21 protein-coding genes are annotated in these 19,264 nt (G+C 39.4%); 12 read left to right on the forward strand and 9 right to left on the reverse strand.

What is annotated here, in order from left to right:
- Positions 1–10: 10 nt before the first annotated feature.
- Positions 11–454: an Hsp20/alpha crystallin family protein gene (locus tag QUB80_RS14490; protein WP_289790281.1), complete on the reverse strand. Its 444-nt coding sequence runs from the start codon at positions 452–454 to the stop codon at positions 11–13.
- A gap of 401 nt (positions 455–855) precedes the next feature.
- Between QUB80_RS14490 and QUB80_RS14495 the strand changes: the two genes are divergently transcribed.
- From QUB80_RS14495 to QUB80_RS14510, 4 genes are all read left to right on the forward strand, one after another.
- The gene (locus QUB80_RS14495) at positions 856–1,938 is read left to right on the forward strand and encodes a glycosyltransferase family 4 protein (RefSeq protein WP_289790200.1); all 1,083 of its coding nucleotides are present in this window, start codon (positions 856–858) and stop codon (positions 1,936–1,938) included.
- Positions 1,939–2,135: 197 nt separating this feature from the next.
- A complete protein-coding gene (locus tag QUB80_RS14500) occupies positions 2,136–2,330 on the forward strand; it encodes a hypothetical protein (protein WP_289790201.1) in 195 nt (64 codons plus the stop codon).
- Between the two features lie 169 nt (positions 2,331–2,499).
- Positions 2,500–2,637, forward strand: coding sequence for a type II toxin-antitoxin system RelE family toxin (locus QUB80_RS14505; RefSeq protein ID WP_289790202.1), 138 nt, complete (start codon positions 2,500–2,502; stop codon positions 2,635–2,637).
- Positions 2,634–2,741 carry a type II toxin-antitoxin system RelE family toxin gene (locus QUB80_RS14510; protein ID WP_289790203.1) on the forward strand — a complete coding sequence of 36 codons (108 nt, stop codon included), beginning with the start codon at positions 2,634–2,636 and terminating at the stop codon, positions 2,739–2,741. Before QUB80_RS14505 ends, QUB80_RS14510 begins: the two co-directional genes overlap by 4 nt.
- Positions 2,742–2,833: 92 nt before the next feature.
- Here the strand turns inward: QUB80_RS14510 and hemN are convergent, their stop codons facing one another.
- The 3 genes from hemN to QUB80_RS14525 all read right to left on the reverse strand — a co-directional run bounded on the left by hemN (position 2,834) and on the right by QUB80_RS14525 (position 5,230).
- On the reverse strand, positions 2,834–4,216 hold the full coding sequence (gene hemN, locus QUB80_RS14515) for an oxygen-independent coproporphyrinogen III oxidase (protein ID WP_289790204.1): 1,383 nt from the start codon (positions 4,214–4,216) through the stop codon (positions 2,834–2,836).
- A gap of 119 nt (positions 4,217–4,335) precedes the next feature.
- Positions 4,336–5,052: a biliverdin-producing heme oxygenase gene (locus QUB80_RS14520; RefSeq protein WP_289790205.1), complete on the reverse strand. Its 717-nt coding sequence runs from the start codon at positions 5,050–5,052 to the stop codon at positions 4,336–4,338.
- 25 nt (positions 5,053–5,077) lie between these two features.
- Positions 5,078–5,230 carry a hypothetical protein gene (locus tag QUB80_RS14525; RefSeq protein WP_289790206.1) on the reverse strand — a complete coding sequence of 51 codons (153 nt, stop codon included), beginning with the start codon at positions 5,228–5,230 and terminating at the stop codon, positions 5,078–5,080.
- A gap of 206 nt (positions 5,231–5,436) precedes the next feature.
- Between QUB80_RS14525 and acsF the strand changes: the two genes are divergently transcribed.
- The 5 genes from acsF (at position 5,437) to QUB80_RS14550 (ending at position 11,499) form a co-directional block, all read left to right on the forward strand.
- Positions 5,437–6,513: a magnesium-protoporphyrin IX monomethyl ester (oxidative) cyclase gene (gene acsF / locus QUB80_RS14530; protein WP_289790207.1), complete on the forward strand. Its 1,077-nt coding sequence runs from the start codon at positions 5,437–5,439 to the stop codon at positions 6,511–6,513.
- Positions 6,514–6,679: 166 nt separating this feature from the next.
- Positions 6,680–8,098, forward strand: coding sequence for a 1-acyl-sn-glycerol-3-phosphate acyltransferase (locus tag QUB80_RS14535; RefSeq protein WP_289790208.1), 1,419 nt, complete (start codon positions 6,680–6,682; stop codon positions 8,096–8,098).
- Positions 8,099–8,470: 372 nt separating this feature from the next.
- Positions 8,471–8,983 (forward strand): response regulator, encoded by a 513-nt coding sequence (locus tag QUB80_RS14540; RefSeq protein ID WP_289790209.1) that lies wholly within the window; start codon positions 8,471–8,473, stop codon positions 8,981–8,983.
- A gap of 212 nt (positions 8,984–9,195) precedes the next feature.
- A complete protein-coding gene (locus QUB80_RS14545; protein ID WP_289790210.1) occupies positions 9,196–10,530 on the forward strand; it encodes a hypothetical protein in 1,335 nt (444 codons plus the stop codon).
- A 171-nt stretch (positions 10,531–10,701) separates the two neighbouring features.
- Positions 10,702–11,499, forward strand: a complete 798-nt coding sequence (locus tag QUB80_RS14550; RefSeq protein WP_289790211.1) for a GNAT family N-acetyltransferase — start codon at positions 10,702–10,704, stop codon at positions 11,497–11,499.
- Between the two features lie 33 nt (positions 11,500–11,532).
- Here QUB80_RS14550 and QUB80_RS14555 read toward each other — a convergent pair whose 3' ends face one another.
- The 4 genes from QUB80_RS14555 to QUB80_RS14570 all read right to left on the reverse strand — a co-directional run bounded on the left by QUB80_RS14555 (position 11,533) and on the right by QUB80_RS14570 (position 16,473).
- Positions 11,533–13,416 (reverse strand): DUF3137 domain-containing protein, encoded by a 1,884-nt coding sequence (locus tag QUB80_RS14555; RefSeq protein WP_289790212.1) that lies wholly within the window; start codon positions 13,414–13,416, stop codon positions 11,533–11,535.
- Positions 13,417–13,442: 26 nt separating this feature from the next.
- A complete protein-coding gene (locus tag QUB80_RS14560) occupies positions 13,443–13,964 on the reverse strand; it encodes a LemA family protein (protein ID WP_289790213.1) in 522 nt (173 codons plus the stop codon).
- Between the two features lie 552 nt (positions 13,965–14,516).
- Positions 14,517–15,920: a DUF3370 domain-containing protein gene (locus QUB80_RS14565; RefSeq protein ID WP_289790214.1), complete on the reverse strand. Its 1,404-nt coding sequence runs from the start codon at positions 15,918–15,920 to the stop codon at positions 14,517–14,519.
- Positions 15,921–15,960: 40 nt separating this feature from the next.
- Complete coding sequence (locus QUB80_RS14570; RefSeq protein ID WP_289790215.1) at positions 15,961–16,473, reverse strand: pyroglutamyl-peptidase I family protein; 513 nt, start codon at positions 16,471–16,473, stop codon at positions 15,961–15,963.
- 58 nt (positions 16,474–16,531) lie between these two features.
- On the opposite strand from QUB80_RS14570, the gene hisH reads away from it, so the two are divergent.
- Both hisH and rsmD read left to right on the forward strand, forming a co-directional pair.
- The gene (gene hisH, locus QUB80_RS14575) at positions 16,532–17,167 is read left to right on the forward strand and encodes an imidazole glycerol phosphate synthase subunit HisH (RefSeq protein ID WP_289790216.1); all 636 of its coding nucleotides are present in this window, start codon (positions 16,532–16,534) and stop codon (positions 17,165–17,167) included.
- Positions 17,168–17,916: 749 nt separating this feature from the next.
- The gene (gene rsmD, locus QUB80_RS14580) at positions 17,917–18,483 is read left to right on the forward strand and encodes a 16S rRNA (guanine(966)-N(2))-methyltransferase RsmD (RefSeq protein WP_289790217.1); all 567 of its coding nucleotides are present in this window, start codon (positions 17,917–17,919) and stop codon (positions 18,481–18,483) included.
- 43 nt (positions 18,484–18,526) lie between these two features.
- On the opposite strand, the gene petG is transcribed toward rsmD, so the two are convergent.
- Positions 18,527–18,640 carry a cytochrome b6-f complex subunit V gene (gene petG / locus QUB80_RS14585; protein ID WP_289790218.1) on the reverse strand — a complete coding sequence of 38 codons (114 nt, stop codon included), beginning with the start codon at positions 18,638–18,640 and terminating at the stop codon, positions 18,527–18,529.
- Positions 18,641–18,849: 209 nt separating this feature from the next.
- On the opposite strand from petG, the gene QUB80_RS14590 reads away from it, so the two are divergent.
- Positions 18,850–19,224, forward strand: a complete 375-nt coding sequence (locus QUB80_RS14590) for a c-type cytochrome (RefSeq protein ID WP_289790219.1) — start codon at positions 18,850–18,852, stop codon at positions 19,222–19,224.
- Positions 19,225–19,264 lie beyond the last annotated feature (40 nt).

Here is a 19,264-nt window from a genome sequence, read left to right on the forward strand (position 1 = left end):
GTTTTTCAAATTAGCCCAAGTTAATCTTCACAACCCGATTGCGAACTTCTTCAACCTTAGGCAGAGTAAGAGTGAGAATACCATCGTGAAAGTCTGCTTGTACATTATCATTCTGCACAGCAACTGGCAAATTCACAACTCGTTGGAACTTACCATAGCGAAATTCTGAATGCAGGTAGTTAGTATTTTCGGAGTGAGGTTGGCGCTGATTTTCTCCTGCGATCGCCACAGTATCACGAGTTACTTGCACATCTAAATTCTTTGCAGATATACCAGGTAATTGTATTTGTAAAATTAAGCTATCACCTGCATCAATTAACTCTACAGCAGGAGTCCAAGCTGTTGATGTATCCCTAGTTTGAGTAGTTTTTGCTGACAGTTCGTCAAATACTAAATCCATTTGCCGCTTTAAGTTTTCTAGTTCACGGATGGGTTGGTAGTAACGAATCATCATAGTATTATTTACCTCTGCATTGATAACTAATGGCTGTTTTTTAAGATTCAGCAGTTTTGCATATTTAGTCATCGCTGACACTTACAATCTTGCTATAAACTTCAAAGCAGTGAAAATACAGGGAATACGAATTTTATGGTGGTGTTTTGCACACCTGGCTATCAATAGGCTATGCAAAGGTAATTTCTTGTTAATTAGCCGAGAATATATTTAAACTTACCATTATACAAAATGTTATTTTTATATTAGGTACGGTTCCTTCTACTTAATGTGTAGTGCTTACCAGTCTTTACAAACAAATTAACATTGTTGCTAAATTTTAAACACAACCTTAACTGTTTCATTCGGAGATTAGATCAGATCAATTCCTTGAGCTATTTCTTACCAATTAGGAGTTTGATATGCGAATTGCTCAAATCGCACCACTGTGGGAAAGAGTTCCTCCTCCTGCATATGGTGGTGTTGAGTTGGTTGTTGGTTTATTAACTGATGAATTAGTCAGACGCGGGCATGAAGTGACGCTATTTGCATCAGGAGACTCAATTACTTTAGCAAAACTAGAGTCCGTTCATCCCCAGGCTTTGCGTTTAGACTCGAATATTAAAGAGTACAACGTTTACGAAACTTTGCAACTAAGCCGCGCATACCAGCAGGCAGGAGAATTTGATATTATCCATTCTCATGTAGGCTATCCAACTATAACTTACGCAGATTTCGTTACAACTCCTACAATTCACACACTGCACGGTATATTCACCCCAGATAACGAAAAAGTCTTTACAGCAGGTTGTAAACAACCTTTTGTCAGCATCTCTAATGCTCAACGGGAGCCTAGATTAGGTCTAAATTATGCTGCAACAGTTTACAATGGCATAGATGTAAAAAAACACCGTTTCTATCCCCAACCACAAGATCCTCCTTATATAGCATTCTTAGGACGAATATCTCCAGAGAAAGGAACGCACATAGCCATAGAAATTGCCAAGCGAGCAGGTATACCTCTGAAAATGGCAGGTAAGGTGGATAGGGTAGATGTAGAATATTTCGAGAGTCAGATTAAACCTCACATTGATGGTAAGCAGATAGAGTTTTTGGGTGAAGCTAGTCACTCTGAAAAGAACGCGCTATTGGGTGGAGCCTTGGCAATGCTGTTCCCTATCACTTGGCGCGAACCTTTTGGGCTGGTGATGATTGAGTCAATGGCAGCTGGAACTCCCGTAGTTGCGAAACCATTGGGATCGGTGCCAGAAGTTATTCTAGATGGTGAAACAGGTCTTTTGTGCAATAGTATCGATGATTTTGTCAATGCGATCGCTCGTGTAGAAAAAATTGATCGTTACGCTTGCCGCACTCATGTGGAGAAAAACTTTAGTATCGAAAGTATGGCAGATGGTTACGAAGCCGTTTATCAGCAAATTTTAGCAGAGAAGTTTGCCCGAAACGGTCATTCCCGCACTGTAGCAAATCAAATTATTAACGGATAAAAGCGGGTATATTTCAGCAAATACACGCCCAAGCTGACAATTACTGGAACTGGAGTTAGATTTGGAGTATTTTTTCTCTTTCTCCTTTTTCAGTTTTCTTATTTGAGCGATCGCCCCGCTTCAACTGGATAAAACACTATGCTAGTCGCTTGCTGCTAAAACTATAATTAATAGTGATTATTAACTTAAAATCAGGTATGCAGTCTATACCATCTTTGACTGATAACCAAAATCATCAAGTTTCTGGTTTACAGGAAGAGATTAAATTTTCTGGAATCCAGTTTCTCAAGAATTTTTTAGATCGTAAGACTGCTGTGCTAATAGACTTGAAAGAACATGGTGAACTTTGGGCTGAAGTGGAAGAAGAGATTGATATACCTCTGAGTATATAATTTTTAGAGGATGAGCAGGGTAATAAAACAGCAGTAATTCTTGATTTTGAACAGCACGGAGAAATTTGGGAAGATATTTACTACAGTTTAATTGCTAGTCTCCGGGCTGATGAATCGACAGTAACACTTGCGGAAGTAAAAAACTCACTAATTGAGCAGGGCAGGATGAGTGAGTGAGTGTGAAGTTATCTTGTGCCGTTCTGCTCAAAAGGAGTTGGAAGCCCTACCAACTGAGGTGATTAGTAGAATTTTTCCTAAAATTGAGGCTTTGGCAATTGAGCCACGTCAGATGGTTGTAAAAAATTGAAGGGACAGTCAAATTTTTGGCGGATTAAAGTTGGCGATTACCGAGTCATCTACAATGTGAATGATAATGCCCGCATAGTGGAAATCATTGTTGTTTCCCATTGAAGTCAAGCATACAAGTAAGCAATTTTTATCATTCGAGCCTGCGCAGGCAGGCTTTGTCCGTGTAGCCGTAGACTGAAGTCTACAGACACAATTCAAATCGCCCGTGAAAATTGCTGCTCTCGCATCTTGAGACGAGCATCAAAGAGAACGGCAATATTTCTAACTAATAATCTACCAATATCTGTAATCGCAATTTCGTCTTTTGATAAGCTCACTAATCCGTCTGCTTCGAGGCGCTTCAACCCTTCTAATTCTTTACAAAAATATTCATCAAAACGGATATGATATTTGTTTTCTATCTCTTGCTTATGCAATTTTGCGTGTGACATGATTCGCATGATTGCATCCCGTCTGAGAATATCATCCCAAGTTAAATTAATGCCTTTACTAATAGGTAAACTACCTGCATCAATTGCCTCATAATAATCATTTAATCGCTTGTGGTTTTGGGCATATGCTTCTTCCAACATACTGACTGAGGTGGCACCAAAACCAAAAAGTTCTGCTTGCGCCCAAGTGGTATAGCCTTGGAAGTTGCGCTTGAGAGTGTAATCTCGTTGAGCGATCGCGAGTTCATCATGAAGTTTGGCAAAGTGATCCATACCAATGAAGAGATACTTGTTATTCGTTAACTCCTCAACAGTCATTTTCAAAATCTCCAACTTTTCCTGCGCTGGCGGTAGCGCATCTTTAGGAATATTTTTCTGTACAGGCTTTAACCATGGTACATAGGCAAAGTTAAAGACAGCTATGCGATCGGGATCTAATTCAATAGTTTTTTTAATTGTCTGTTGAAAAGTCTGGCGAGTTTGATACGGTAGACCATAAATCAAGTCTACATTCACACTTTGAAACCCAGCTTCTCTAATCCAGCCCATCACCTCAAATAGCATTTCTTCTGGCTGGATGCGATTGACAGCCGCTTGCACTTGGGGATTAAAATCCTGAATACCAAAACTAATACGGTTAAAGCCAATCTCTTTGAGAAAGAAAATGTAGTTTTTATCTACATAACGAGGATTAATCTCCAGGGAAATTTCTGCTGCTGCATCGAAACTAAAGTGACGAGTGATATTATTCCACAACTTTTCTACCTGTTGTTGACTCAAGTAGTTTGGAGTTCCACCACCCCAATGCATCTGCACTACTTTGCGAGTTGAGTCTATTAAAGCTGCTGTGTTGTTGATTTCTTTAGCCAAATACTCTAGGTATAGCTTGGCAATATTCTTATTGTTGGAAATTACCACATTACAGCCGCAGAAGTAGCAAGCACTCTGGCAAAAGGGAATATGAAAATACAAAGAAAGAGGGGTTTTTCTTTGATTTGAAGCCGCGATCGCACTTTTAAAATCAGCTTCGGTAAATGCTTCGTTGAGTTCAGTTGCAGGTGGGTAACTGGTGTACCTCGGTGTAGGAATATCGTATTTTTTGATGATATCTAAGTCGAATTTGACTCCGGGAATTTGAAAAACCATTGAGTTGCTTCCAATTATTAGGGGTAAGAGTAGGGGTGTAGGGGTGTATGGGTGTAGGGGAGAATAGTTCCCTTATCCCCTTACACCCTTATGCCCTCACACACTTTGCTTGATTGCATTTAGTTTGCTGTAGCAACTTCGGTGCTGCCTTGGTTATGGGAGCGAGTCAGGCTATTAAACAAGACTTTACCGATCGCTTTAATTAAATTTCCTTCTAGTTCTTGCGCCATCTGCATATTAAATTTAAAAGCTTTGTTGGCTTCTGCAACAATAAATTCTGTTGTGGCATCATCAATAGTGAGTGTATCCAATGCTTGGCGATACTTTTCTTTAAAAGCCTTCTTGTCGGGAATTTGCTCAAAATTATAAAAAGCTGTGCCTTGATAACCTTCTAACTTTAGAGCTGGTTGAGCAATTTTTTGTAACATTTGTCCACCAGAAAGATCGCCCATATAGCGAGTATAAGCGTGTCCTATCAATAATTCTGGTGCAGTAGCAGATACTTCCTGAATGCGAGCAATATAACTTTGGGCAGCAGGAGAGGGCTTAACTTGCGATCGCCAATCTTTCCCGTAATAAAACTCCATGTCTTTCTCTAAGGCTGCTTGGCGATTTAGTTCGGGAAAGTAAATCGCGCTGACTGCAAAATGCTCTCGATGGCGCTCTATTTCTGCTTCTAGTTCGCTGTAGACATAGTACAAGTTACCTAAAAACTTGGCAAAACAGCCTCTGTCTACAACCCCTTTGAGAAAGCATTTCATAAATCCCACGTTTTCTGCCGCTGTATGAGATTTTTGGGTTCCTGTACGAAGCTTGATGGCTAAATTGCTACTCATGGTTACTTCCTTCTTGAAACACAAGCTAGAGAAAGCCAGACTCTACAACCTGGCTATTCTCTGTTAATGCCAGCTCTAAAAAATCACAATTGAAGCTTAGGAAAGGATCTGCATCACTACCTTTAGCAATACCACCACCGATGCAGATCCAAGCCATGTTGATTTCTACCATCATCATTTAACTATCAATAACTAAATAGTCATATAGTTATTAATATTTTTTCATGTTTCTTGGCTTTTGGGTAAATGTACATCCTGCCAGGATAAGTATTTCTGCTTTATGAAAATCATTTTTTAAAATCACTTTAAATATTTTAACAAATCATAGCCCTATAGAACCAATTCATGCTTATATAGCCTTAAAACGATTAAATTAGATTACCCATGATTAAATCTATTCCCAATTCAGAGCCAGAGTTGCTCAAGCCAGGTGTGAAAGCGCCAGTCAAGGAAACATTGTTAACACCAAGGTTCTACATTACTGACTTTGATGCAGTGGCGCAGATGGATATTTCGGTGCATAACACTGAATTGCAAGCAGTTGTAGATGAGCTACGGGCAGACTATAATCGCCATCACTTTGTACGCGATGAAGAGTTTAAGCAGAGTTGGGATTGTATTGATGGGGAGAAGCGTCTGGCTTTTATCGACTTTTTAGAACGTTCTTGCACTTCAGAGTTTTCTGGATTTTTATTGTTTAAAGAGCTATCGCGCCGGATCAAAGACAGAAATCCCCTGTTAGCAGAAGCCTTTAGTTGTATGGCACGAGATGAGGCACGCCATGCTGGATTTTTGAATAAAGCAATGGCAGATTTTAATCTTTCCCTAGATTTAGGTTATCTGACTAAAAGCCGTACTTACACTTTCTTTCCTCCTGAGTGGATTATCTACACTGTTTATCTGTCCGAGAAAATTGGATACTGGCGCTACATCATTATGTACCGTCACTTAGAGAAACATCCAGAAAACCTGTTTTATCCATTGTTCCGCTACTTTGAAAGTTGGTGTCAGGATGAAAACCGACATGGCGACTTTTTTAAAGCCCTGCTGCGATCGCAACCTCAACTGTGGAACAATTGGAAAGCAAGATTGTGGGCGCGTTTCTTTTTGTTATCGGTGTTTGCTACTCACACCTTGACAGTTTTTGAGCGGGCAAACTTTTATCAATCCATAGGCATAGATCCGCGAGATTACAATATCCAAGTAATTGACAAAACAAACGAAACTTCTGCGCGGGCATTTCCAGTAATTTTGAATGTCAATCACCCAGAATTTTTTGAGAGATTGGAGAAGTGTTCAGACAATAATCTCAAGCTGAGTGAGATTGCAAATAGCGATCGCCCGCAGGTTGTGAAATTTTTCCAAAAAGTACCCCTCATACTTTCCACAGTCGGGCATTTACTGAAGCTTTATATACTCAAACCCATTGATGCGGAATCAGTGCGAGCAACAGTGAGTTAATTGGCGATCGTTTTCCAGATACATCAGGATGTTTCTGCTCCTTAACGGATGCGATTAAATCGTGTATCCGTTAAGGTGCTGCTATTAGAGGCTATGAGTGTAACTCAGACAAATAGTTGCACTTGTAGCGCTAACGTTAATTATAAAGATCATCTGGAGAGCAACCTTGCCTAATTTGATTCAAAAAGCACAGCCAGGATTGGAGTTTATTCCCCAACAATTTAACCCAGTTGTACTCCGACTTACCCAGTGGTTGCTGCCGTTTTTGCTACGGTTTCGAGTTCGCCCGTGGTTGCCTAGCGGAATTTCGCGTGTTGAAGTTAAGAATGCAGAAGTCTTAGCAGAGCTTTATCAGCAATTCCAAGCTGGGAAAATTCGTTTTTTGATGGCATTTCGCCATCCAGAAGTGGATGATCCGCTATGTATGTTCTACTTGCTTTCTCGTGTTGTACCGCGGGTGGCTCGTCAAAAAGGAATTCGGCTGCAATACCCCATTCACAGCCACTTTATCTATGATCGGGGCATGACATTATGGGTGGGAGACTGGCTTGGTTGGTTTTTCTCCCGATTGGGAGGAATTCCAGTTCGTCGAGGTAAGCGATTGGATCTGCATGGTATCCATAATGCACGGGATTTGTTTGCCAATGGAAAAATGCCGATCGCAGTTGCTCCAGAGGGTGCAACTAATGGACATAGTGGTATTGTTAGTCCATTAGAGCCGGGTGTTGCTCAGTTAGGATTTTGGTGTATAGAAGATTTAGTCAAGGCTAACCGTTCGGAAAAAGTTTTAATTGTGCCGATTGGTATTCAATATTGCTATGTTAAGCCACCTTGGTTAAAACTTGATTGGTTGTTGAGTAAATTGGAAGCCGATTGTGGCTTGGCAGTGGAGCCAATTGACGAATTAAATGTGTCTCAACAAGAAGAGATTTATTATCAACGCCTCTTACGTCTAGCTGATTCTCTGCTAACAGAGATGGAAGATTTTTATCGGCGTTTCTACCATCAAGATTTACCTAAACATATCACTACTGATGAATCTGTGAGTCAAAATCAAACATTAATAACTAGGTTGCAACGCTTACTTGATACGGCTTTAAAAGTTACCGAGCAGTATTTTGGATTACAGGCACAGGGTAATTTTATTGATCGCTGTCGTCGTTTGGAAGAAGCTGGTTGGAGTTACATTTACCGAGAAGATTTACCAGATTTAAACGCCTTACCACCCTTGCAGCGGGGATTAGCAAACTGGGTTGCAGCTGAAGCAGATATGCGAATGCGCCATATGCGTTTAGTAGAAAGTTTTGTGGCAGTCACAGGAAATTATATTAAAGAAAAGCCTAGTGCTGAACGCTTCGCAGAAACAGCCCTACTCATATTTGATGTGGTTGCTCGGATTAAGAGTAACACAAAAATACCTGGGCGTCCTCGTTTAGGTTGGCGGCAGACACAGATAACAATCGGTGAACCTATTTCGGTTACAGAACGCTGGCCACTTTATCAAACTAACCGTACTTCTGCAAGAGTTGCTGTTACTCACCTGACGCAAGATTTACATGATGCCTTAGAAAAGTTAGTTATATAATCGCTTGTTCGATTTTCTACCAGAAGGAGAAGTGTCATTTCGAGTGTAAATTTTTGTACTTTATTTTAATAGACAAAAGTAAACCTATTGTTACACTCGAAGTTTGATTTTAAGTCCAATCAATTAGATGAAAAACTGACGAACAGCGCTGTAAGTTCTTGTAAAACAATCAAATGACGTTTACAACCTTTAACTAATTTTTCACCATCCAGTTCATATAGATCTGTTCATATACATTTATTAGATCTACTTTATAAGTCGGTTCTAATATTCTCCGATAACTAATAAAAAGAAGTATAACCACCAGAGGCTAGATGCAGCCTAGCTTCCGGTGGATTTCCCCTAATTGTGCGTGCAAATAGGAGATAATAAATGATTGTGTCGAGCAATTCTGATCGTCTTCATCTTAAAAACGATAGAAAAATATTTCAGTCTCTGGACGGTTTGCGGATACTTGTAGTTGATGATAGTGCTGATAGCTGTTTATTAGTTAGCTTCATTCTTGAGGGCTATGGTGTAAAAGTAATGACAGCAGCAACAGCCGTAGAAGCGCTAGAGGTTATAGAACGATTTAAACCAAATCTTCTGATCAGTGATATTGTTATGCCAGGTGTTGACGGCTATTCATTCATTCGTAGAGTCAGAAGCCTTAACCTGACTTTGGGAAAAATTCCGGCGATCGCTGTAACAGCTATGTGTCGAGAGCAAGATCGTAATCTTGCTCTCAGTTGTGGGTTTCAGTCTTATTTAAGTAAGCCAATAGATCCTACGGATTTAGCATTGGAAATTGTAAGATTAATTGAATTAGATTACCCTGCCATTCCCAAAAACCCAAACAGTGGTATCCACAACGCTACTTATCTTGATTGCTTACCTTGGGTTTGAATTTGTTAATTACCCAGCCTTGACATTTGTTCAAAATTAAAAACCTTTTAATTAAGCTTCTGCCTCTGGGCAGTCGCTACAACGCTCTTAACCCGCAAGGGCGCGCTGCTCTCTGCCCTCTGCCTTTCCCGATAAATATAGCAATAGTTAGATACTGTCAGCCTTGAGCAACCTATAATCTACTAAATGTTGAAAAACCGAGAGATAAAACTGTGGATGCAGTCTTAGAGCAATCGCACGCACTCAAACAAGCCTTAATTGATTTTGTCTTGGATGCAGATGGCGAACTAGCAGAGGCATTAGAAACCTATGCAGCAGCGCAGTTGCGTAACGGTTCAGGCGATACTGTTCGTCAGGAGTTGACAATTGACTCTTTTGTCACCGAGGGCAAAGTTGCAGATCAATCACCGATCCAATTGTTTATCCAAAGTCATCCTGATTTGTCACAGAGCGATCGCAGCTTACTTAACAGTTGGCATGATAGTTTTACTGGTTTATTTGCGATCGTCAAAATTCTACCTGATGGTTTTGAGTTGATGAACTGGCTCACAGCCAAACATTACATCGTTAAACCTAATAATGCCAAAACCTTACAGGAAATGTCTCGGCTCAAAGAAGGAGAAATTTTACTCACTCGTATTTCTCCTATTACCGAATCCTACTGGACATTTTCTAGTTCCTACACCCAAATGGGGAAATTAGGCAAACCAAAACTTGCAGTTGCAATAGGTAACTTCAAAGAAAACCACAAAAACCAGCTTTACAGTGATGCTCCTGATTTGTTAGAAGAAGCTTGGCAGTCGGTAGCAAAATATCATCAGCAATTTATTGAGTTTTTTGGTAGCGATGAAGTGACAATGCCCGGTTACCAACTCAATAAAAAAATAGCAGAACTTCAGGAAATAGTTGCAAAGAAGAGTTTAGAAGCAGCAGGTATTGATTCTTCTAAATCATTAGTAGAAATTGCACAAGAAGCAGGAGTTGATGAAGAAGAAATTCAAGCAGCAGCAGAAGAATTTGGTGCTGACTCCAAAGTAGTATCTCAAATATTAAAAAATAAAAGTACTACTGCCAAGATGGTAGCACCAAAAGTTGATTTGCCTACCGACTTAAAAAAGGCAGAACAAGTCACAACCCTTTCTCATCCCCGTTGGGGACAGATGTTTTTACCAACCTACAGTAAGGTAAAAGCAATTCTAACAGCAGAAGATTGGCAAAGTATCGAAGGTGCTGAGAAATTAATTCGCAATTATTTAGAAGATATAAAAATAAACGCCTTCATCTGGCATCGTTTAGCTGCCGAGTATCCAAATCAACTAGAAAAAATATTGCAAACAGTCTTACAACGCCCGCAACTTCGGCTCGAAACTGACTTGGATACAATTTTACAAGAATTCAATAAGCCCCTAGAACCAGAATTACCAGAAACTGCAAGCGTACCTTTACATCTACATAACTTATTTCAAGAAGCTGTTGCAGAAGTACACAAATCTAAAGCTAAGGATAAAGGGCAAAAGAAAGCAGCAAAAGGCTTTCAAAAACTGTGAGATGAAATTTCTAGTGCTGTAGGTGAAAACCTCAGCCCGGACTTATACTAATACTGCTCTTTATATCTCGGTTAAAATATCTTTTTATCGAAGTTGAACGATGAAGCTCAAAGGCTCAATCAGAAGGTTCTAAACTTCGCTAAACTGCTGACGAAATCGGAAAAACAAGTCATGAAGGCAGTTTGCATCCACGATCAAGACAAAATAGCAGCTTTCCTCCGCCGCCATCCGTTTCTTCATCTATATTCTCTTGGAGATTTAGATGACTTTTTTTGGCACTACACAACTTGGTACGCCTTCACACAAAATGGGGAGATTAAACAGCTTGTTTTACTCTACACCGGAACATCTTTACCCGTGCTGCTTGGGTTTACCGAAGAACCCACAGATTTGATGAAAGATTTAGTGCGTTCCATTATCTATTTATTGCCAAGACAGTTTTATGCACACTTAAGTGGGGATGTGGCGACAGTACTTGCAGATGATTACGAAGTCAGATCGCACGGTTTACACTACAAAATGGCTTTGACTAACTTAGTAAGTTTGAATGCCTTTGATACTTCAGATGTTATACTTTTGTCAGTAATAAACAAGGCTGAATTAAAAGAATTTTATCGTGTCAGCTATCCGGGAAATTGGTTTGAACCACGGATGCTGGAAACTGGGTATTACTACGGTATCCGGCGCAAAGAAGTTCTCGTTAGTGTAGCTGGTGTACATATCTACTCTCAATCTTACAAAGTAGCTGCATTGGGAAATATTGCCACACACCCACAGTTTCGCAGGCAAGGGTTAGCAGGGGTAGTGTGTGCCAAACTCTGTCAAGAACTCTCGCAGACAGTGGATTACATCGGCTTGAATGTTAAGGCTGATAACAGCAAAGCGATCGCCTGCTACACCAAATTGGGTTTTGAACCCGTCGCCACATATGAAGAATATTCCCTCCGCAATAAGATCCCCGACTTCTAGGAGAAGTCGGGGATCTGTTGACAAACCGGAAACTTACTCGCTTTTCCAGATACGTCTGTTGAGGTTCAAGTCGTCAACAATGCCGAGCATTAATTGTATGGTTTCAAAATATTCCCGCATCGGTGTAAAGCTCAACATACTATTGTACAGTTTTGGCTCAAACAAATCCTCTGAAGACTCTACGGCAATATAAATCATATTTTCTACAAAAGAAACATAGATATTTTTACCTGCTTTTTTTCTAAACTTAACTAACTTCTCCATTAAATTTGTAGATAAGATATACCGTGCTTCTACTTGGTTATCTCCGTATACTGTATATAGTTTAGAGAATTCTGGATCTTCCAGCTTGATAACTTTTCCTTGACCTATACTTATAGTATTAATGTTAGCTTTATTTAATTTTGGTAGCACGACTGTTTTACCAGGAAAAGATTTATTAAATTTAGCTCTAAAAAATAAACCTTGGAAAATAGTTTTTCTAGAAAATTCATTATTTATTACTTCTTCTTTAAATCTTTGATAATCAATTTTCTGCCCTTTAATAATTCTGCTTGTCACATAAGGAGTACCTTTAATAAATTGAAAAAGTAAAACAAGAATATATATCGGCAGCATAAAGATAAAAATACGTCTGGTAATCCAAGTAGGAAGAAATGAATTTAGGGCTTGAAGCTGTTGTGCAAAATTTAAGTATCTTGCCCAACCATGACGTACTTCTACTTGAGCAAAGATTTCAGAAAAGAAGATATTCGTTTCACCAATGTCCCCACAAATACAATCTTCTTGCAATATTTTATTAGGTTTTAGTAAACCTTGAAAAAGTTGACTATGCAAAAAAGCAGACATAGTAAAATCTGTTTCTATATCTGAGGAGACACTAGTATATTTCAATTTGTAATTGGTATTAATGAAATCAAAAATTTTTTCAATAATAATTGATTTAAAACCCCTAGCATAAGTTTCTGTCGCCGAAGTGTAAAAAGCAACTAAAACACAAAAACAGCCTAAGATAACAAGCAAAAAACAGAAGAGAATTAAGAATGATGTTTGTAATACAATTGGGAAAAACTTAAATAAAAAACCGACTGTAACAAATACAGCTACACTGACAAAAATAATAGACCTAAGAACTTCTTTTCTAGTTGTTTCAATAGTTTTTAAATCGCTGAGTAAAGTCTGCTGACAAAAACTTTTAAATTCATGCAAACTTTTGAGCCTAAATTCAACTTTTGTAGTTGTTTCTGATATTGCTATAGTTTGAGATTGTTCTTGAATCTTTGATTCAGTAGATTCTACAGCTATTTGTGTTACTGCTGTTGGTAATAAATTGGAGATAAATCGCCGCGCCCAAATCTGCGTTACTTCTTGCTCACAGGTGGTAAGTCGTTGACACAGTGCGATCGCTTGCTCTAATTGTTCGTTACCCTGATAAGCTTTCACTAACCACATCTGGGCTTGCCAGTAATCTTTCGTTCCTGGCTCGGTACTTTGACAATATTGTTCGAGCGCTTGAACTGCATCAGCATAGCGTTTAAATTTGAGCGCTTTATGCCCAGCTTGTAGTAGTTGATCTGCTTCTTCTGGCGTTAGAGTTGGCTTTTCAGGGGCAGTTTGGGTTTGTGTTGACTCCGACTTAGCAGATAAAGACGGTAGAACTCGCTGCACCCAAGCCTGTATCTGTGGATTTTGAATCGCTGCTAGTTGCTGACATAATGCGATCGCTTTTGCCTGTTCTCCAGTATGATGGTAGGCTTTGACTAAGCCCATCTGTGCTTGGATGTATTCTTTACAATTTGTCTGGGAGTTATTTTGGCATTGTTGACAAAATTTTTCTAACAAGTTAATAGCTTCTAAGTAGCGTTCTGACTGAACAGCATCTAAACCAGATTGAAAATCTCCAGATTCAGCAAACATATATTTTTGAAAAAATTATCTTTTATCTATTGCTCAAATAGATTTTTGACATCTACATTTTGTTTTTCTTCTGCTGTGGCTACAAACACTCTTCTGGAACGATAATTCATCGTAGAAGCTATCAAGTTAGTTGGAAACATTTCTAGAGAATTATTGTAATCAGTTACAGCAGAATTATAGAAGCGCCTAGCTGCTGATATCTGTTCTTCAATTTCATTTAAAGATTGTAATAGTTGGAGAAAATATTGGTCAGCTTTTAACTCTGGATATGCTTCTAGAGATATGAGGATGTTGCCTAGCGCTCTGGATATTTCATTTTCAAAATCCATTGCGCTATTCCTATTTCCATTTGCTCGTCCAGATATTGCTCTGGATCTCAGCCTTGTTATCTCTGTAAGTATGCTTTCCTCATATTTCATATAATTTTGAGCTACTGCTACCAGATTAGGGATCAAGTCACTCCTTTTTTTGAGATTTACATCAATACTGGCAAAAGCGTTATCAACTTGATTCTTCTTGGCAACTAAACCGTTATACAGCGATATCATAAATAATACAAATACAATAGGTAGTAGCAAAAAAATAATTAGAAATATTGTTAAGATGGTTTTGAGCATATTGAAAAATACGTAAAGCCAATAAATTAAAAAATGCATCTAAACCAAATCTGCATATAATCAGCCTTTGCTAACCACAGGCTATAATATCAAGTTCAGTTAATTACTTATAAATCTTTAAGCACCCCACCCACCTAACGGTACCCTCCCCTTACCAAGGGGAGGGTTAGGGAGGGGTAACACCAAGATGGTAATCATAACTAATCATGCGAACTTGATATAACTCAAGCAAATTTGGTCTATAACTCACTATCTTTTATGTATCAACTATTAATTGTTGCTAATAGCATAAATAAAATATTTGACTTTTAAAACAGTAAATGTTCGTAAAAATATCTGGATGAAGCTAAGGAAGATTTTGATAAACAAATATGTAAATTTACTGCTGTAGGTAAATTTTGCACCCTACGAGTCAGAGGCTCTAGTTCTCGTTACCAGGTTCAACCTGGTAACGAGGGTTTCGAGGCTTTGTCTCCAGGCTAATTACCGTTGTGCATCGCTAGATGAGTTAGTAGGGTTCAATGTCTGAACTGTTAACACCTGTGGTGGTGTAGCATCTGGTGGATAAAGAAAGTCTACTTGCACCAATCTTTGATCGCCTGGCTTCATGTTTAACCTTACTAAAGGTTCTCCTGGTTGCCCCCGCCTTTGCACCAAATGCACAAACCGAGTTTGCGGCTTACCTGCATCGTCGTTGTAGCGTACCTGCACTGTGCCACGGAAGAATACTTGCTGTGCTGGTGTACTAAAAAAGCGTAGCCCCGGTTTCACCAATTGATCTTCTTTTAAGGGTGTTTGTATTGATATATTTACTGTTTGGGGCGTTTTAGTATTGTTAGACAGTGGTAATTTCAGGCTGTATTGGATACCGTAATTTCCGTGAGCGCGATATGCAGTGTCAGGATAACGTGCCAGCATCGGTGCGCTTTGAATTTGATTAGTTCCCAGGGTGCCGCGATGCAAAGTACTCAACGCATAGGAATAAGCTTGACCAGACTGAGGAATCGTCAAATACTTTACCTTAGGACTATCTGTAATATTGGCTCGCCAGTGGGAACCTTGCGCTACTCCAGCTACCCGCCCATAAATTATGGGTTTGTCGGTTTTTTCTAAAGGTGTGGGTGTTTTATCTCGTGGATTAGACAAATCACCATTATTAAGCAAATTTTTCCATTCTTCTAAAGTAGGCGCACGTTCACTACCATCAGTATTTGTGGGTGCAAACATTGCCAGGCTGGCTGCATAAACTGTGCCGTTACTCTGCAAGCGGATTAATGTTGATCTGCCATTCAAAGGTGGAGTTAGTCCTTTAACCGGAATCGGTGCATTCAATAACATCTGACTTTGCCCTGGTGGAATAACGATTTGAGCAGGGAAAATGTCTTGGCGACGCCCCCGTAAAACATCACTCATGACGCGATCGCCAGGTCCTGCGAAAACTGTTCCTGAAGAGTTTAGACTCAAGGATGGCTTCTCAACAAATGGTGCATCCGGTTGGCTCAAATAACTTGCCCCTTGCAAGACATTCACCCTTACTGGTTGCTTGCCTGGGTTATGTAGCATTATCCCCAAATAAAGCGATCGCAAATTATCTGGGGTGGGTGCTTCAGCGACATGATGAGCAAAAATATCAAATCGCCCCTGAAACGGAAAATTCAGATGGGCAGTTGGCACTTTTTTCCCTTGAGAAGGAAAAGTTGAAAGCAAAATTCCTTCTTTGAGAACCTTTTCTGGGCTATTGCTATTAAAAGTTGGCACTCGGTTTAGCTTGCCTGGGAGAGAACGCACTTGTTGAGTTTGTACTATCTCCTCTTGGGGCGGCAAAGGAGTTGTTTGAGCAATAGGAAGAATAGGAAAAATAGGAAGAATTAGTAAGAATGGCAACATAATACCTACAGATTTTTTCTTCAATCAGACGCAAACAACTTTACCAAAGTGCCAGCCTGTGAATAATTAATAAAAAATCGCTCAGAATAGTGGGTAAATTTTCCTCAGTCAAAATAGGAACGTGGATAAAAATACAAGGAACTTTTGGTTGGTACTGCTGGAGGTAATCTAGTACTGAATAATAAAGTCCCTCGCAGACAAATTTACCGCAGTCGTGACTGATTTCAACTGCTGCTGTTTCCAGCACCAGCTGCTCTAAATCCACCTTTGTGTGCAACACACTTTCCTCACAACTAGCATTCGATTCCACAGATAATAGCGCTCGCTTTTCGGACATACCACAGCAGATAATCCCATCTGGCTTAAGTTCTGTGATTTTTTCAAGTACTTGAGCACTGGCAAGTTGCACATCTACAGGTAACAGTCGCAAAAAACTTAAAGTATGAGATATCGATTCAAGTTTGGCAAGTTCAATCAACAAATCATCAGAAGAATTTGACTGTTGATCAGGTAACCAAGTATCAAAGGAAGTTAATAGAAAACTTCTCTTCATAAGAAATATTATTTAAAATATGAATACCCTCCATATTAAATTTACAGGGAGTAGGTAAATGGCAGTAATTGCAGTCATAGACTACGACATGGGAAACTTGCACTCAGTCTGTAAAGGCTTGGAAAAAGCTGGGGCAAATCCTAAAGTTACAGATTCTCACAAGGACTTGGAAAAAGCAGATGCTATTGTTTTGCCAGGAGTTGGTGCATTCGATCCAGCAGTACAACATTTGCGATCGCGTGCTTTAGAACAACCAATCAAAGCAGCGATCGAATCTGGCAAACCATTTTTGGGTATTTGTTTAGGATTGCAAATTCTGTTTGAGTCTAGTGAAGAAGGTGTCGAACCAGGATTGGGAATTATTAAAGGAAAAGTAAGAAGGTTTCGTCCAGAACCTGGCATTACTATTCCCCATATGGGTTGGAATCAACTTGAATTTACTCAACCCAATTGTCTTTTGTGGGAATATTTGTCGCCTCAACCTTGGGTATATTTTGTCCATTCCTATTATGTCGATCCAACCGATCCGCAAGTACGTGCTGCAACTGTTACCCACGGTAGTCAAACTGTAACTGCTGCTATTGCCCATGAAAACCTAATGGCAGTTCAATTCCACCCGGAAAAATCCTCTAATATTGGATTGCAAATCTTGTCTAATTTTGTTGCTCAAGTACGCGAACAAGTTGCTGCTTAAAAATTAATTTCTGTAATATTAATTAATTACCTGCCCTATATTTAATCCCGCCACTAAACCTTAATGAAGGTGAATAAAAATTTCTGCTCAAAGCGTGGTGGAGAATGGTTAATTTGGGGAAGGATGGCTGTCGTCTGTATGCAAATTACCGTAATTTTCCGTTAAAAGGTAGTATCATCGGTTAAGTTTATACCTTTATTTTTAAGTGTAGATTTGTTCTCAATAAAGTTTCTTATTCTTAAAATTATCTGGCTGTGTAAACGCCACACAATCAGCCATTATCCTTCTCAATGTAAGTCTTATGTTGAAGCAGCTAGCCCTAAAATCCCTGGAACTGAAGTTCCTCTCTCATAGCTCAAGTCCGTTAAAATGGACTGAAACTCTGCCTAGTCTGCTTGAGCAGATTTTAGCTTTTAGCTCTTGAAATTTATTTCTTGGCGAACAAAAGCGTAAAGGTAAGGTTATAAGTATACCAAATTTGGAATCGGTAATATTGTTTAAAATTCCTAGAATAGTCTATTGATAGGTACTAACTGCGATCACAATAGTTGTGAAAATGAGAGACTCAGCCTCAAATTCTTGAAAAAGTAGCGCTTATTGCCCTTTACTCAGTTGCATTGATAATTTCATAAATGCAAGTCGAGGCTACATCTAATCCAGCTACCATGTACTAAGAGCGTAAACTTTAGCTTTGCATATATATCTCACAAATTCATCAACAGTCCCTTCACTAGTTTTGCCCTAAAATCATGGCTCTTAGAATATATGGGAATCGACAGTTAAAAACTTTACCAGGAAAGGAAACCAGACCGACAAGTGCACGGGTGAGGGAAGCAATTTTTAATATTTGGCAGGGAACAGTGGAAGGTTGTCGCTGGCTCGATTTGTGTGCTGGTACAGGTTCTATGGGTGCAGAAGCATTGTGTAGGGGAGCTAGCCTTGTAGTTGGAATAGAACAATCAAGCCGTGTTTGTAAGATTATTGAACAAAACTGGCAGCAGGTAGCTGCTGATGAACAAGAATGGAAAGTTTTGCGAGGAGATGTCGTGCAATGGTTGCCAAAACTTTGCGGACAGGAATTTGACAGAATTTACTTCGATCCACCTTATGCCAGTGGTTTATACCAGCCAGTATTAGAAGCGATCGCTCACTACCAGCTTTTAGATACTAGTGGCGAAATTGCAGTCGAACATCACTCTCAAAGTTCGACGCCAATAGAGATTATTGGTTTGGAAGCTTACCGCCAAAAAACTTACGGCAATACAGCCGTCACTTTCTACAGAATTGGGAATGGGGGAGGAGAATTTATTAACTAAAAATTAACAATTTTTAATTCTTCTCCAATCCCATCTCACGAGTTTAAATACCTAGTTGGTTACCACGCTTAAATTGCTTGTAAGCAGCGTAGAAAAGTCCACTTAGAGTCACAAAGATTAGACCTAACACAATACCATCTAGTAGAGGCTCAACCACTTTAAATCTCCTTGTTGCAATTATTTAAAGATTTATTTCCTTTTCTCAATCTTACCAAATTTAGCATCAATGCCTCGTCTGGAAATGGTTTTGAGCAACAATTAGCTCAAGGAAAAGTGCAATTTGTGCTTGCAGACACATCAAAGAAATTTTAAGCTATGTGTATGAAATGAAAAATTTTTGTACACCCAATTTAACAGCAAAAACGTTTGGATAACCAAATTACCCAACCTAAAATTCTGATTCAGCGAATCACCGTAATAGTTCTGGCGATTTTGCTCGCATTTATTTTGGGGATTTTTGCTGTTCGGGCAATCAGAACCTCAGATCCCTACGTTAAGACTGTTTTATCTCTAACAGGCAACCCCATGCAAGGAAACGCCATCTTTCAAATCAACTGTGCTGGTTGTCATGGATGGCAAGCAGATGGGCGTGTTGGCCCTAGTTTACAAGGGGTTTCTAAACGTAAATCCTCCTATGGACTGATTCATCAGGTGATTAGTGGTGATACGCCTCCAATGCCAAAGTTCCAGCCAAATCCACAAGAAATGGCAGATCTCCTCAGCTATTTGGAGACGCTTTAGGTGAAGAGGAGAAGAGGAAGGAGACGCGGCGACAAGGGGA

Source organism: Chlorogloeopsis sp. ULAP01, assembly GCF_030381805.1.
Taxonomy (GTDB): domain Bacteria; phylum Cyanobacteriota; class Cyanobacteriia; order Cyanobacteriales; family Nostocaceae; genus Chlorogloeopsis.